Source organism: Tsukamurella sp. 1534 (assembly GCF_000312385.1).
Classification (GTDB): Bacteria; Actinomycetota; Actinomycetes; order Mycobacteriales; family Mycobacteriaceae; genus Tsukamurella.
The window spans coordinates 375,522-390,024 of the sequence record NZ_HE997626.1; the positions used below are offsets into that span (position 1 = coordinate 375,522).

Below are 14,503 nucleotides of genomic sequence, written 5' to 3' on the forward strand. Positions count from 1 at the left end.
CGCCCCGTCGGGATCGCGTCAGCGCACGGCGGCGGATCCGTGCGGAGCGCGCGTCTCCCGCGCCATGAGCCAGGCGGCGGCGGCGAGGACGCACAGGACGCCGGTGACGGCGAAGGCCCAGAAGAAGCCGAAGTACTGCGCGATCGCGCCGGCGATGAGCGGGCCGGTGATGGTGCCGGTGTCCTGCGCCATCTGATAGGCCGACAGGGCGCCGCCGCTGCGGCCGCGGCCCTGCAGCACGTCGGCGAGGGAGGCCTGGATGGTCGGGGCGACGAGGCCGGTCCCGATCCCGGCGACGACGGTGACCGCGAACGCGATCAGCACGGAGTCCGAGAGCCCGAGAGCGACGGTGCTCGCCGCCACCACGATCAGACCCGTCACGAGGAACGGCCTGCGGCCGTACCGGTCGGACGCGCGGCCCGCGGGGAACATGGCCAGCACGTCGCCCGCGGCGTAGGCGGCGAGCGCGTATCCGGCGATGGCGGCCTCCTGGTGCAGCACCTCCGCGAAGAACAGCGGCAGCAACGACACCCGCATCGAGTACACCCAACCGAAGACGACGGCCGTGAACAGCGCCGCCCGGTAGGCGGTGTCCCGGAGCGCTTCGCGCACCGTCGTTCCCGGTTCGCCGGACTCCTCCGACCGGCCGGCCAGGGAGCTGCCCCGCAGCGCGATCCCCACGACGAGGGTGGCGATCACCAGGGCCACGGAGTACACGATGAACGGCACCTTGAGCCCGAAGCCCACCAGGGCGCCGCCGAGCAGCGGCCCGCAGATGCCGCCGAGCACGAAACTCGAGGAGTAGACGCCGCTCACGCGGCCGCGGATGTCCGGCGGCGCGATGCGGATCATCAGGCCCATGGCCGAGACCGTGAACATCACCGAGCCGACGCCGCCGAGGCCGCGCAGCACGATGAGCTGCCAGTAGGTCTGCGCGAACGCCACGGCGAGGGTGGACGCGGCCACGATGAGCAGGCCCGCCATGTAGATCCAGCGCTCCCCCGCCCATTTCACCAGCGGGCCGGTGGCCGGCGCGAACGCGAGCCGCATGATCGCGAACGCGCTGACCACCGCGGAGGCGGCCGTCACGCCCACGTTGAAGGTGAGCGCGAACGCGGGCAACGCGGGCGCCACCACGCCGTAGCCCAGCGCGATCACGAAGCTCGCCGCGACCAGGACCCAGACCTCGGCGGGTACCTTCTGGCGCTGCGCCGGCGGCGCTTCGTGTGACTGATCCGAGGGATCGGAGGAAGCTGCTGAGGTCACCTCAGCAGTATCCGCTAAGAACGCGTCAAGACCCGCATGGGGGCCGTTAACGGAACGCGATTCCGGGCCGCGGCGGTGGTCCAGTGGAGCCCATGGACATCTCCAACGCGCTGGCCCTGGCCGCGACGATCCTCACCCTCGGGTACCTGCTGTACGCCCTGCTGCGCCCGGAGCAGTTCTGATGGGCGAGACCCCGGCGGGGCTGCTCACGATCGTCACCCTGGTGGCGGCGCTGGCCATCGCGTACCGGCCGCTGGGCGACTACCTCGCGCACGTGGTCACGACGCCGAAGCACTGGCGGGTGGAGAGGGCCGTGTACCGGCTGGTGGGCGCCGACCCCGACGCAGAACAGGGGCACCGCACCTACGCGATCGCCGCGCTCGCGTTCAGCGCGGTGAGCATCGTGGCGCTCACCGCGATCCTGCTGGCGCAGGGCCTGCTGCCGGGCGTGCACCCGAAGCAGTGGCGGATCGACGAGGCGCTCAACACCGCGATCTCCTTCGTCACCAACACCAACTGGCAGTGGTACTCCGGGGAATCCGCGATGAACCTGGTGGCGCAGGCGGTCGGCCTCGCGGTGCAGAACTTCGTCTCGGCCGCCGTGGGCATCGCGGTCGCCGTGGCCCTGATCCGCGGTTTCGTCCGCTCCCGCACCGACCGGTTGGGCAACTTCTGGGTGGACCTGACCCGGATCACCTTGCGGGTGCTGCTGCCGATCGCCGCCGTGGGTGCCGTGATCCTCATGGCCCAGGGCGTGGTGCAGACACTGTGGCAGCAGCGCGAGGTGGACACGATCGCGGGCGGCAAGCAGGTGCTGACCGGTGGACTGGTCGCCTCGCAGGAGGTGATCAAGCTGCTCGGCACGAACGGCGGCGGCTACTTCAACGCCAACTCCGCGCACGCCTTCGAGAACCCGACGGCCGCGACCAACCTGTTCCAGATCTTCCTCATCCTGCTCATCCCGGTGGCCATGCCGCGGATGCTGGGCACGCTGGTGGGCAGCAACCGGCACGGCTACGCGATCCTCGGCGCGATGGGCGTGATCTTCTCGATCTCCCTCGCGATCTCGGTGGCCTCCCAGCTCGGCGGGCAGGGAACCGCGACCCGCGCCGCGGGCGGCGCCCTCGAAGGACAGGAGCTGCGCATCGGGCAGTGGGGCACCGCGCTGTTCGCGACCGCCACCACCAGCACGTCGACGGGCGCCGTGGACGCGGCGCACGACAGCCTCACCCCGGGCGCCGGCGGCGCCGCGCTGGTGAACATGCTGCTCGGCGAGATCAGCCCGGGCGGTGTGGGTTCCGGCCTGTACGGGATGCTCGTGATCGCCGTGCTCACGGTGTTCCTGTGCGGGCTCATGGTGGGCCGCACCCCGGAGTACCTGGGCAAGAAGATCGGCCGCCGGGAGATCACCCTGGCCGCGCTGTACATCCTGGTGATGCCGGCGCTGGTGCTGGTCGGCACGGCGGCCACCGTCGTCCAGGAGCAGGGCGTGGCCGCCATGACCAACGACGGCGCGCACGGCCTGTCCGAGGTGCTCTACGCCTACGCCTCCGCATCGAACAACAACGGCAGCGCGTTCGCGGGACTGGCCGTGGACACGCCGTGGTTCAACTACACGCTCGGCGCTGCGATGCTGCTCGGCCGGTTCGTGCCCATGGTCGCCGTTCTCGCGCTGGCCGGCGCTCTCGCGCAACAGCATCCGGTGCCCGCCACGTCGGGCACCATCCCCACCCACCGCCCGCTGTTCGTGGGCCTCACCGTGGGCGTCGTGGTCCTGGTGGCCGGACTGACCTTCGTCCCCGCCCTCGCGCTCGCACCGATCTCGGAGGTCACTCGATGAGCGACACCCTCGTTCCCGCGCCGCGGACCCGGGCGCAGCAGCCGGCCCCGGAGCCGAAGCGCGGCTCCGCGTTCTCGCTCACCGAGCTGAAGTCGGCGCTGCCGCGCGCCGCGGCGAAGCTGGACCCGCGCACGCAGATCCGCCAGCCCGTGGTGTTCGTCGTATGGATCTCCTCGGTGTACACCACCGCACTCGCCGTCGTGCACCCGTCCGTGTTCGCGTGGTCCGTCGCCGTGTTCCTTTGGGCCACGGTGCTGTTCGCGAACCTCGCGGAGGCCGTCGCCGAGGGCCGCGGCCGCGCGCAGGCCGAATCCCTGCGCAAGGCCAAGACGGAGACGGTGGCCCGCGTGCGCACCGCCACGGGCGAGAAGCAGGTCCCGGGCTCGGAACTGAAGGTCGGCGACCTCGTGATCGTCGACGCCGGCGAGGTGATCCCCGGCGACGGCGACGTGGTCGAGGGCATGGCCACCGTCGACGAATCGGCGATCACCGGCGAATCCGCCCCCGTGGTACGGGAATCCGGCGGCGACCGGTGCGCCGTGACGGGCGGCACCCGCGTGCTGTCCGACCACGTCGTGGTGGAGATCAAGACCGAGCCGGGCAGGAGCTTCATCGACCGGATGATCGGCCTCGTGGAGGGCGCGAACCGGCAGAAGACGCCGAACGAGATCGCGCTGAACATCCTGCTGACGGTGCTCACCATCATCTTCCTGCTCGCGGTGGCCACGCTGCAGCCGATGGCGATCTACTCGGGCGGCGCCGTCGACGTGGTGATCCTGGTGGCGCTCCTGGTGTGCCTGATCCCCACCACGATCGGCGCGCTGCTCTCCGCGATCGGCATCGCCGGCATGGACAGGCTGGTGCAGCGCAACGTGATCGCGAAGTCCGGCCGTGCGGTCGAGGCCGCGGGCGACGTCTCGACGCTGCTGCTCGACAAGACCGGAACCATCACCCACGGCAACCGCCGGGCCACGTCCTTCCACCCCGTGCCGGGCCTCGGAGACAAGGCCGAGGCCGAGCACACCCTGGCCGGACACGCGCTGCTCGCCTCGCTGGCCGACGAGACGCCCGAGGGGCGGTCCATCGTGGACCTGGCCGCGGCGCTCGGTCACGAGGTCCCGACGGTGCGCCTCGGCACCGTCGTGCCCTTCACCGCCCAGACACGCATGTCCGGGGTGGACCTGCCCGACGGCACGCGGGTCCGCAAGGGGGCCGCGGCGGCGGTCCTCGCGTGGGTGGCCGCCGAGCACGGCGACACCGAGACGACCGGCGCCGGTGACGATGCGGCGCTCCGCGCCGTGGACGTGCGCCTGGCGGTGGACGAGATCTCCGCCTCCGGCGGTACTCCCCTGGTGGTGGCGCACGCGGAACCCGGTGCGGCGCCGCGCCTGCAGGGTGTCGTGCACCTCAAGGACGTGGTCAAGGACGGCATGCGGGAACGGTTCGCCCAGCTGCGCGAGATGGGCATCCGCACCGTGATGATCACCGGCGACAACCCGCTCACCGCGAAGGCCATCGCCGACGAGGCGGGCGTCGACGACTACCTCGCCGAGGCCACCCCCGAGGACAAGCTGGCGCTGATCAAGCAGCAGCAGGAAGGCGGCCGGCTGGTCGCGATGACCGGCGACGGCACCAACGACGCGCCCGCGCTCGCGCAGGCCGACGTCGGCGTGGCGATGAACACGGGCACCTCCGCCGCGAAGGAGGCCGGGAACATGATCGACCTGGACTCCGACCCGACGAAGCTCATCGACATCGTGGAGATCGGCAAGCAGCTGCTGATCACCCGCGGCGCGCTCACCACGTTCTCCATCGCCAACGACATCGCCAAGTACTTCGCGATCATCCCCGCGATGTTCGTGCCGCTGGCGCCGCAACTCGACGTGCTCAACGTGATGCGGCTGCACAGCACGCAGTCGGCGATCCTCTCGGCGGTGATCTTCAACGCGTTCATCATCGTCGCGCTGATCCCGCTGGCGATGCGCGGCGTGAAGTACACCGCGAAGTCCGCGGACAAGCTGCTCGCCCGGAACCTCACGATCTACGGGCTCGGCGGGATCGTCGCGCCGTTCCTCGGGATCAAACTCATCGACCTCGTGGTCTCGCTGCTGCCGGGGCTGTCATGAAAGGAACCGCGATGCTCTCCGGTGCTCCCCGCCAACTCCTCGCCGGGCTGCGCATGCTGCTCATCCTCACCGTGATCCTCGGCGCGGCGTACCCGCTCGCCGTGTGGGGCGTGGGGCGGATCGCGTTCTCCGGCAGCGCGAACGGCTCGCAGATCACGGACGCGGGCGGGCGCGTGGTCGGGTCCTCGCTGCTGGCCCAGGAGTTCGACGGTGCGCAGTGGTTCCACCCGCGGCCCAGCACGGGCGACTACGACACGCTCGCGACGGGCGGCACCAACCTGGGCCCCAACAGCGAGAAGCTGGAGGCGCAGATCGCCCAGCGGCGGTACGCCGTCGCGTCCGAGGACTCCGTGCCGGGCGCGCGGGTGGCACCGTCGGACGTGCCGGCCGACGCCGTGACGGCGAGCTTCTCCGGCCTCGATCCCCACATCTCCCCCACGTACGCGCGGCAACAGACCGCGCGGGTGGCGCGGGCCCGCGGCCTGGCGCCCGAGCGGGTGTCGGCGCTGGTCGCCGAGCACACCGAGGGCCGGCAGAACGGATACCTGGGCGAGGAGCGGGTTAACGTGGTCACCCTGAACCTCGCTCTGCAGACCGCGAAGTAACGGAGACGATATGCCGAAGGGGCAGCTGCGCGTCTACCTCGGCGCCGCGCCCGGCGTGGGCAAGACCTACGCCATGCTCACCGAGGGGGCCCGGCGCGCGGCCCGAGGCACGTCGGTGGTGGTCGGATACGTGGAGACCCACGGCCGCCCGCAGACGGACGCGCAGGTGCACGGCCTGCAGGTGATCCCGCGCCGGAAGGTGGAGTACCGGGGCGCCGTGCTCGAGGAGATGGACGTGGACGCGGTGATCGCCGCGCACCCCACCGTCGCCCTGGTGGACGAGCTGGCGCACACCAACGCCCCCGGTTCGCGGAACGAGAAGCGGTGGGAGGACATCCGGGAGTTGCTGGACGCGGGCATCACCGTGGTGACCACCGTGAACATCCAGCACCTGGAATCCCTGGGCGACGTGGTCGAGTCGATCACCGGCGTGCGGCAGCGCGAGACCATCCCGGACACGGTGGTGCGGCACGCGGAGCAGGTGCAGCTCGTGGACATGACGCCGGAGGCGCTGCGCCGCCGGATGGCGCACGGGAACATCTACCACCCGTCCAAGGTGGATGCGGCGCTCTCGCACTTCTTCCGGGTGGGCAACCTGACCGCCCTGCGCGAACTGGCCCTGCTGTGGCTGGCGGACCGGGTGGACGAGCGGCTGGAGCAGTACCGCTCGGAACAGGGGATCTCGGCGGCGTGGCCGACCCGCGACCGCACCGTCGTGGCGCTGACCGGCGGGCCGGAGGGCGCGACCCTGCTCCGGCGCGGCGCCCGGCTCGCCGCGAAGGGCGCAGGCGGAGAACTGCGCGCGCTGTACGTGGCGCGCAGCGACGGCCTCTCCGGCGCCTCCCCCGCGGCCTTGACGCAGTTGCGCCGGCTCACCGAATCCCTCGGGGGCACTTTCCAGATCGTCACGGGCGAGGATGTGGCCGCCGCGATCCTGCAGTACGCCGTGTCGGTCAACGCGGCGCGGATCGTGCTGGGGCAGTCGCGGCACCGCCCGCTCGCCTCGCTCGTCCGACGGTCCGTCTCGGACGCCGTGATCGACGGTTCCGGCGACATCGACGTGCACGTGGTCACCCACGAGCGCGCGGCCGGATCGCATCGCCGACGGGGCCTGCCCCGCGTGGACGGCACCGACTCGGCGCTGCTGGGGCAGCGGCGCACGATCGCGGGCTGGGGCCTCGCCGTGGCGGGTCCGGTCCTGCTGACGGCGGCGCTGGCGCACACCCGCCAGTGGCACTCGATGCCCACGGAGCTGATGCTGTACCTGGTTCTCACCGTGGTGGTGGCGCTGGTGGGCGGGCTGCGCCCGGCGGTCCCCGCCGCACTGCTGGGCTCGGTGCTGCTGAACTACTACTTCACCCCGCCGATGTTCACGTTCACCATCGCCTCGGGCGAGAACGCCTTCGCGGTGGCGATGTTCGTGCTGACGGCGATCGCGGTGAGCGCGGTGGTCTCGATCGCGGCGCGGCAGACGGCGCGGGCGGCGCGCGCCCGCGCGGAGGCCGACGTGCTGTCCTCGCTCGCGGACACGCTGCTCACCGCGGAGGACGAACTGCCGGCGCTGCTGGAGCAGGCCGTCGCGACCTTCGGCCTGCGCGGCGCGTCGCTGCTGCGCCGGGACACCCCCGAGGACCCGTGGGTCGTGGTGGCGGGCCGGGGCGAGTCGCCACTGAGGCCCGAGGACGGCACGGACACCGCGCGGGTGGGCGACGCCGTGGCGCTGGTGGTGGCCGGACCGCCGCTCTCGGCGTCGGAGCACGGCCTGCTGGTGGCGTTCGCGGCGCACGCCGCGGCGCGCCTGGACCGCGAGGCGCTCAGCGCCGAGGCGCGGCAGGCGCGCACCCTCGCCGAGGGGAACCGTGCCCGGACGGCGCTGCTCAGCGCCGTCTCGCACGACCTGCGGACCCCGTTGTCCGGGATCAAGGCGGCGGTCTCGTCGCTGCGCAGCGACGACGTGGAGTGGTCCGACGAGGACGAGCAGGAACTGCTGGCGACGATCGAGGAGGGCGCCGACAGGCTGGACTCCCTGGTGGGCAACCTACTGGACATGTCACGGCTGCAATCGGATTCGCTCACGCTGCTGACCCGGGAGGTGGGCGTCGAGGAGGTGCTGCCGGCGATCTGGACCACGCTGCCCGACGCCGACCTGTCCTTCGAGTTCGCGGGCGACGACAGCGGCGGGACCCCGACCGCCCTCGCCGACCCGGGCCTCCTGGAGCGGGTGCTCGCGAACCTGGTCGAGAACGCGGTGAGGCACTCGGGTGGGGCGCCGGTCACCGTCGGGGTGTCCGGCGTGCACACACCCGACGGTGACCGTGTCCAGGTGCACGTGCGCGACCGCGGTCCGGGCGTGCCGCAGGAGCAGCGCGAGGCCATGTTCGCGCCGTTCCAGCGGATGGGCGACGCGCCCGCCGGGAACGGCGTGGGGCTCGGGCTCGCGGTGGCCCGTGGTCTCACGGAGGCGATGGGTGGCACGATCACCGCGGAGGACACCCCGGGCGGCGGGCTGACGATGATCGTGGAGCTGCCGTCGGCCCGGCCCGTGACAGCGGAGGAGATCTCGTGACGTTCGTGCTGGTGGTCGACGACGAGCCGGCGATCTGCCGGACGCTGCGGATCAACCTCAAGGCCCGCGGGTACGAGGTGGAGACCGCGTCCGACGGGCGCTCCGCGCTGCAGATCGCCCGGGAGCGCACGCCGGACGTGATGGTGCTCGACCTGGGGCTGCCCGATCTGGACGGCGTCGCGGTGCTGACGAAGCTGCGCGAGTTCTGCGCCTCGCCGGTGATCGTGCTGTCGGCGCGGCACGGCAGCGACGACAAGGTGGAGGCGCTCGACGTGGGCGCCGACGACTACGTGACCAAGCCGTTCGGCATGGACGAGTTCCTGGCCCGGGTGCGGGCGCACGTGCGGCGCACCGGGCTGGTCGACGCCCCCGCGCCGGTCACCACCGACGCCTTCGAGGTCAACTTCGAGGCGCGCACCGTGATCCGCGACGGCGAGGCGGTGCGCCTGACGCCCACCGAGTGGAGGATCGTGGACGTGCTGGTGCGCAACGCGGACCGGCTGGTGTCGCAGCAGACCCTGCTGCACGAGGTGTGGGGCCCCTCGTACTCGCGCGAGACCAACTACCTGCGCGTGTACATGGCGCAGCTGCGCCGCAAGCTGGAGCCGGACCCGTCACACCCCCGCTACTTCGTCACCGAGCCGGGGATGGGTTACCGCTTCGTCCCGTAACGCCGTTCATCCCGCAGCGCCGGCCGCCGGGGGTCGTGTCGGGAGGGCGCCGTAGCGGCCGCCGGGTTCGACGGTGCCCCGTCCGGCCCGCACTCGGATTCCGTCCGGTTCGGACAGGACCGTGCCGAGCTGGTCGAACGCCGCGGATCGGGCGGCGAGGAGCGCGTCCTCCGCTTCGGCGGCCGCCCGCGCCGCGCCGGGCCTGTTTCGGCGCGCGCCGCCGATCGCGCGCGCGAGGTCCGCGAGGGCGGGATCGAGCGCCCGGGTGGCGGCGCGGAAGGCGTGCGCGGCGACGGCGGCGGTGGTCGGCGCGAACCCGAAGAGCCTCGCCAGCGGATCGGTCAGACGGTCCGCCCACATCGCCTCCGAACGGGCCAGCCAGGCGTCGACCTCGGCGTGCTCGCGGCGCGATTCCTCGACCAGGGCAAGGCACGCGGCGAATCCCGTGGCGACGAGGTGGCCGGTCAGAACGACGTGCAGGTCCTGCAGGAAGTCCCGCAGGGAGATCGGTTCCGGCGAGTGGGACGGGACGTCACCGAGCGGATCCGGGATGCCCGCGCGGGTGAAGAACTCCGCCGGCGGCCAATCGAAATCGCCTCTGTCGCCGTCCAGGTCGATGCCCGCGAGCGAGGCGGCCTCGGCCTCGGGCCCGCTCGGCCACACCGGCGCCTCGGTGCGATCCGGGCGGGGAGCCAGTACCGCACCGATGGCGTCGTACGGATCGGGCAGCCACCAGGGCGTGCCGAACAGCAACCGCGCCGGACTGCCGTAGCGGCGGCGCAGAGTGCGTTCGGAGACCGTCTTGTCGCCGGTCAGTTCGACCCGCTCCGCGATCCCCGTGAGCGTCAGCGCGTCGAAGCCGTCCCGCGCCAGCATCGCCAGCCCTACCCGCACCGACGCCGCGAGCAGCTCCCGGTCCCGCACGGGCATCCTGCGTTCCTGAAAATTGTGCATGACTCCCCCCGAAGTCCGTACTCCCCCCGTTCGGGAGGCTACCGGCGTCGCTCGTTCGGCACTCGAATTCCGTCCACCCCGGCCACGATGTCCATCCCGGACACAATCCGAGAGTCCGTTGTGCGGCAGCGACCTCCAGCACGCGAAACCGGCTACGCCGCGACCACCCGGACATCACCTCGCCGCTCGCACTCGAATTCCGTCCACCCCGGCCACGATGTCCATCCCGGACACAATCCGAGAGTCATCTTCTCGGCACGGCGGTGCTCGACAGGTGCGGGATGCGGGGCGGGACGGCGGGTGCCCCGGTGGTCCGGCGGGGTCAGGCGGTGAGCGTGGGCGGGAGGCCGGCGAGGGCGAAGAGAGCGGCGGGGTCGAGGAAGGCCGAGACGTGGGTGAGGGCGCCGTCCGTGAAGGTCAGGACGTCCAATTGGAAAGGCAGCCAGATGTCCCCGTCGCGCAGGTACATCGCGGCGGCGGGCATGCCGTTGCACACCACCGGGATCATGCGCAGGTCGCCCGCGACCTGCGCGGGGCACTGGGTGCGCGAGAGCATGCCGATCTGCTCGGCGCCCCGGTACCAGCCCGGGATCGGCGGCATCTCCCACGTGGCATCGGCGGCGAGGATCCGCACGACCCCGTCGATGTCGTGCCGCTCGAACGCGGCGCAGACCTCCTCCCAGACCTCCCGCTCGCGCTCGGAGAGCTCCACGACCCTGCGGCCGTCCTGCGGCGCACCGTCGCCGATGGAGGCCCGGGCCCGCTGCAGCGCGCTGTTGGCGGACGCCACCGTGGTGCCGAGCGCCTCGGCGGTCTCGGCCGCGGAGAACCCGAGCACGTCGCGCAGGATCAGCGCCGCCCGCTGCTTGGCCGGCAGCACCTGCAGCGCGGCCACCATCGCCAGGCCTATGCCCTCACGGGCGACCACGTGCTCGCCGGGGTCGCCGAGCGCCGCATCGGGCAGCGGCTGCAGCCACGGCACCTCCGGCGACGGGACCACGGGTTCGAGGGGGTTCGACGGTTCGCCGCCCAGCCCGACGGGCAGCACCCGCCGGGCGGTGGCAGCGGTGACGCACACGTTGGTGGCGATCGTGTACATCCACGTCCGCACCGACGACCGTCCCTCGAAGCGGTGGAACGCCTTCCACGCCCGCAGGTACGTCTCCTGCAGGAGGTCCTCGGCGTCCGCGGCCGATCCCGACATGCGGTAGCAGTGCGCGAGCAGTTCGGCACGCAGCGGCGCGGTGAGCTCGTCGAAGCCGGGGTCGGTCACGGTCATGGTCACGTCCTGTCAGGCGTTGTCCGGGCCGCCCGCGGCGGCGGCCGGATCCATCCACATGATCTCCCAGCCGTGGCCGTCGGGATCGTCGAACGCGCGTCCGTACATGAAACCGTGGTCCTCGGCGCGCCCCTCGGTGCCGCCGGCCGCGACGGCGCGGTTCACCACCTCGTCGACCTCCTCGCGGCTCTCCGCGCTGAGGGCGATGAGCACCTCCTTGACCCCGGGCGCGGCGGTGGTGGACTCGTGGAAGGTGCCGAAGAAGTCGGTCTTGAGCAGCATCGCGGCGCTGTTCTCGCCGAGCTCGACGGCGAGTGCGTTCTCGTCGCTGAAGTTCTCGTTGATCGAGTAGCCGATGGCGGTGAAGAAGGCGCGCGAGCGGTCGATGTCGGCGACCGGCAGGTTCACGAAGATCATCTTGTGCATGTCGGGGCTCCTGGTGTCCGTGGCATCCGCTCTCGGATGCCGTCACAGGGTTAGACCGGTCTCCGCACCGGAACTCATCGGTCCCGCGAGAATTTCTTTCCGCTACCCGCTCAGCGCGGCGTCGAGGATCGCGAGCCCCTCGTCGAGCTCGGCGTCCGTGGCCGTCAGCGGCGGCGCGATCCGGAAGATGGACCCCATCCCCGGCAGCTGCACCACGTTCATGTGCAGCCCACGCTCGTAGCACCGTTCGGTCACCCGCTTGCCCAACTCGTCGGCGGGCTGCTTGCTCTCGCGGTCGCGGACCAGCTCGATCCCCTGCATGAGCCCCCGCCCGCGCACGTCGCCGATCGCCTCGTGCCGCTCGGCCAACTCGTCCAGGCCCGCCCGCAGGCGGGCGCCGCGCGCCGCGACGGAGGCCGCGACACCGTCGTCCAGGACGTCCAGCACCGTGGTGGCGACCGCGGCCACCATCGGATCGCTGACGTGCGTGGTGAAGAACAGGAATCCCCGCTCGTGGCAGACGGATTCGATCTCCGCGGAGGTCACGACCGCGGCGATCGGCAGGCCGGCGCCCAGCGTCTTGGACAGCGTGAGGATGTCCGGGACCACACCGTCGCGCTCGAAGGCGTAGCCGGCGCCCGTGCGCCACAGCCCGGTCTGGGCCTCGTCGACGATGAGCAGCATCCCGCGCTCCTCGCACTTGCGCTTGAGCGCGGCCAGGTAGCCGACGGGCACGTCGATGACGCCGCCGGAGCTGAGGATCGGCTCCACCAGGCACGCCGCGAGGGAACCCGTGGACTGCGCGTCGATCAGCTCGAATCCGAAGTCCAGCTCGGCCTGCCAGTCGTACTTCCCGTCCGCATCGACGAACCGGGAGCGGTACGCGTTCGGGGTGGGCAGCGCGAAGTTGCCCGGCGCGGTGGGGCCGTACCCCTTGTGCCCGGACGAGTAGGTGGCGGCCGCGGCGCCCGCCGTCATGCCGTGCCACGACTTCGAGAAGCTCACCACCTCGTGCTTTCCCGTGTACAGCTTGGCCATCCGCAGCGCGGCCTCGTTGGACTCGGCACCGGTGGTCAGCTGCAGCACGTGACTCAGGGGCTCCGGCAGAGTGGCTGCGAGCCGCTCCGCGAGGGTGACGACCTGCGGCGAGAGCATCCCGGAGAACAGGTGGTCCAGCGTGCCGATCTCCCGGCGCACCGTTTCCACGATCGCCGGATGACTATGTCCCAGAATGGCACTCATCTGGCCGGACGTGAAGTCCAGCCAGCGCCGCTCCCCGGAGAACAGGTACGTCCCCTCGGCGCGGTCGATCAGCAGGGGCGCGAAGGAGCCGCCGTAACGCACCACGTGCGCGGCGACCGAGGCATCGGAACTCACCCGTTCACAGTAGTCGCCCGGCTAGGTACCGGGAAGCCACTTCGACGGTGCCGTCCGCGAACCCGGGGTCCGCCTCCACGGCGTGCCCGTGGGTGCCCAACCAGCCGAGTAGTTGCAATCGCCGCAGCAGCACGAAGTCCGGGAGCAGTGCCTCGTGTTCGGCGGGCAACGACCGGCGGCGTCGGTACGCCCCCGCCCAGGACCGCGCCCACTCCGGGAGCCGCGGATCGGTCTCCACGAACGACGCGGCCGCCGCGAATTCGAAGAGATGCCAGCCGAATCCGCTGTCGTCGAAATCGATCACCGTGAATCCGCCGCCGCTGGTGACCAGGTTCGCGGCCCGCAGGTCGCCGTGCAGCAGGCCGTAGCGGTCCGGGGTGCGGCCGTGCGCGTCCACCCTGCGCGCCGCCCGCTCCGCGGCGGGTTCGATCGCCGCCACGTGCTGGGCGGTGACGGCCGGGCCCCGTCGCCAATCGCCCCAGCGTGCGCGCTCCCCCACCAGATCGCCCACGTCCCAGGCGAAGCGGGCGAACCCGGCGGGACGGGTCCAGCCGGCCGCGTGATCGTGGAACACCGCGGCGATGTCGCCGAGCTCGGCGAAATGGGCGGCGTCGAGCGCACCGTCGGGCACCGGGCCCCCGGGGATCTCGGCGAACAGGACCGCCCTCCGGCCCGTTTCCGGGTCCACGAGGATCGGGCCGGCCGCGGTGACCAGCGGTTCGACCAGCGGCACGGCGGTGTCGCGGCGCAGCGCCGCGATCCACGCGAGCTCGGAGGCGATGGCGGCGTCGTCCTGGTACCCGGGGCGGTGCAGCCGCAGCACGGCGGGCCGCGGGCCGCCGCGCACGCGGAAGGTGGCGTTCTCGCTCACCAGCAGCGGTTCGGCGACGGCACCCGGCCACGCGGCGGCGAGGATGCGGCTGGCGACCGACGCATCGGCGCTCATTTGACCACCTTCATCGTCATGCGCGAATCCACCCGGACGATCGCCGGATCGCCCATGAGGTGCGTGGTGACCCACCGCTCGTAGGCGTCGAGATCCGCGACGCGGACCCGGATCAGGTAGTCGGGCAGGCCGAACATGCGCCGCACCTCGATCACCTCGTCGAAGGAGGCGATGCGCGCCTCGAAGGCCTCCACCGAGGCGCGATCGTTCGCCGAGAGGTCCGCGTGGATCAGCACCTCGAAGCCGCGGCCGAGCGCGGCCGGGTCGAGCACCGCGGTGTAGCCGGTGATCACGCCGTCCGCCTCCAGGCGCCGCACGCGGCGCAGGCACGGCGCCGGGGTGAGACCCACGCGCTGCGCCAACTCCTGGTTGGTGAGGCGGCCGTCCCGGACCAACTCATCGATGATTGCCCTGTCCAACGCATCCACCTCCCGAATATTGCCACAC

At 72.0% G+C, this 14,503-nt stretch carries 13 protein-coding genes; 6 read left to right on the forward strand and 7 right to left on the reverse strand.

The window, feature by feature from the left end; all coding sequences use genetic code 11:
- Positions 1 to 18 precede the first annotated feature (18 nt).
- Positions 19 to 1,266: an MFS transporter gene (locus BN39_RS01850; RefSeq protein ID WP_019200650.1), complete on the reverse strand. Its 1,248-nt coding sequence runs from the start codon at positions 1,264 to 1,266 to the stop codon at positions 19 to 21.
- A 92-nt stretch (positions 1,267 to 1,358) separates the two neighbouring features.
- Between BN39_RS01850 and BN39_RS22590 the strand changes: the two genes are divergently transcribed.
- From BN39_RS22590 to BN39_RS01875, 6 genes are read left to right on the forward strand one after another with little or no spacing between them, the layout of a single operon-like run.
- Positions 1,359 to 1,448 (forward strand): potassium-transporting ATPase subunit F, encoded by a 90-nt coding sequence (locus BN39_RS22590; protein WP_019200651.1) that lies wholly within the window; start codon positions 1,359 to 1,361, stop codon positions 1,446 to 1,448.
- Complete coding sequence (kdpA, locus tag BN39_RS01855; RefSeq protein WP_019200652.1) at positions 1,448 to 3,106, forward strand: potassium-transporting ATPase subunit KdpA; 1,659 nt, start codon at positions 1,448 to 1,450, stop codon at positions 3,104 to 3,106. Before BN39_RS22590 ends, kdpA begins: the two co-directional genes overlap by 1 nt.
- Positions 3,103 to 5,232: a potassium-transporting ATPase subunit KdpB gene (gene kdpB, locus BN39_RS01860; RefSeq protein ID WP_019200653.1), complete on the forward strand. Its 2,130-nt coding sequence runs from the start codon at positions 3,103 to 3,105 to the stop codon at positions 5,230 to 5,232. Before kdpA ends, kdpB begins: the two co-directional genes overlap by 4 nt.
- Positions 5,229 to 5,837: a potassium-transporting ATPase subunit KdpC gene (gene kdpC, locus BN39_RS01865; RefSeq protein ID WP_051158796.1), complete on the forward strand. Its 609-nt coding sequence runs from the start codon at positions 5,229 to 5,231 to the stop codon at positions 5,835 to 5,837. The genes kdpB and kdpC overlap by 4 nt, the downstream gene beginning before the upstream one ends.
- 10 nt (positions 5,838 to 5,847) lie before the next feature.
- On the forward strand, positions 5,848 to 8,403 hold the full coding sequence (locus BN39_RS01870) for an ATP-binding protein (protein ID WP_019200655.1): 2,556 nt from the start codon (positions 5,848 to 5,850) through the stop codon (positions 8,401 to 8,403).
- On the forward strand, positions 8,400 to 9,074 hold the full coding sequence (locus BN39_RS01875) for a response regulator (protein WP_019200656.1): 675 nt from the start codon (positions 8,400 to 8,402) through the stop codon (positions 9,072 to 9,074). The genes BN39_RS01870 and BN39_RS01875 overlap by 4 nt, the downstream gene beginning before the upstream one ends.
- 6 nt (positions 9,075 to 9,080) lie before the next feature.
- Here the strand turns inward: BN39_RS01875 and BN39_RS01880 are convergent, their stop codons facing one another.
- From BN39_RS01880 to BN39_RS01905, 6 genes are all read right to left on the reverse strand, one after another.
- Complete coding sequence (locus BN39_RS01880; protein WP_019200657.1) at positions 9,081 to 10,004, reverse strand: hypothetical protein; 924 nt, start codon at positions 10,002 to 10,004, stop codon at positions 9,081 to 9,083.
- A 346-nt stretch (positions 10,005 to 10,350) separates the two neighbouring features.
- Entirely contained in the window at positions 10,351 to 11,307 is a 957-nt protein-coding gene (locus BN39_RS01885) for a sigma-70 family RNA polymerase sigma factor (RefSeq protein ID WP_019200658.1), read from the reverse strand.
- A gap of 12 nt (positions 11,308 to 11,319) precedes the next feature.
- A complete protein-coding gene (locus BN39_RS01890; RefSeq protein ID WP_019200659.1) occupies positions 11,320 to 11,733 on the reverse strand; it encodes a VOC family protein in 414 nt (137 codons plus the stop codon).
- Positions 11,734 to 11,835: 102 nt separating this feature from the next.
- On the reverse strand, positions 11,836 to 13,110 hold the full coding sequence (locus tag BN39_RS01895; protein WP_019200660.1) for an aspartate aminotransferase family protein: 1,275 nt from the start codon (positions 13,108 to 13,110) through the stop codon (positions 11,836 to 11,838).
- Positions 13,111 to 13,114: 4 nt separating this feature from the next.
- A complete protein-coding gene (locus tag BN39_RS01900) occupies positions 13,115 to 14,056 on the reverse strand; it encodes a phosphotransferase enzyme family protein (protein WP_019200661.1) in 942 nt (313 codons plus the stop codon).
- Positions 14,053 to 14,484 (reverse strand): Lrp/AsnC family transcriptional regulator, encoded by a 432-nt coding sequence (locus BN39_RS01905; protein ID WP_040765746.1) that lies wholly within the window; start codon positions 14,482 to 14,484, stop codon positions 14,053 to 14,055. The genes BN39_RS01900 and BN39_RS01905 overlap by 4 nt, the downstream gene beginning before the upstream one ends.
- Between the last annotated feature and the right edge of the window lie 19 nt (positions 14,485 to 14,503).

Bases quoted from the DNA above. Each gene is read 5' to 3' on its own strand.
- BN39_RS22590 (WP_019200651.1), top strand. From the start codon at position 1,359: ATGGACATCTCCAACGCGCTGGCCCTGGCCGCGACGATCCTCACCCTC.
- kdpA (WP_019200652.1), top strand. From the start codon at position 1,448: ATGGGCGAGACCCCGGCGGGGCTGCTCACGATCGTCACCCTGGTGGCG.
- kdpB (WP_019200653.1), top strand. From the start codon at position 3,103: ATGAGCGACACCCTCGTTCCCGCGCCGCGGACCCGGGCGCAGCAGCCG.
- kdpC (WP_051158796.1), top strand. From the start codon at position 5,229: ATGAAAGGAACCGCGATGCTCTCCGGTGCTCCCCGCCAACTCCTCGCC.
- BN39_RS01870 (WP_019200655.1), top strand. From the start codon at position 5,848: ATGCCGAAGGGGCAGCTGCGCGTCTACCTCGGCGCCGCGCCCGGCGTG.
- BN39_RS01880 (WP_019200657.1), bottom strand. From the start codon at position 10,004: ATGCCCGTGCGGGACCGGGAGCTGCTCGCGGCGTCGGTGCGGGTAGGG.
- BN39_RS01885 (WP_019200658.1), bottom strand. From the start codon at position 11,307: ATGACCGTGACCGACCCCGGCTTCGACGAGCTCACCGCGCCGCTGCGT.
- BN39_RS01890 (WP_019200659.1), bottom strand. From the start codon at position 11,733: ATGCACAAGATGATCTTCGTGAACCTGCCGGTCGCCGACATCGACCGC.
- BN39_RS01900 (WP_019200661.1), bottom strand. From the start codon at position 14,056: ATGAGCGCCGATGCGTCGGTCGCCAGCCGCATCCTCGCCGCCGCGTGG.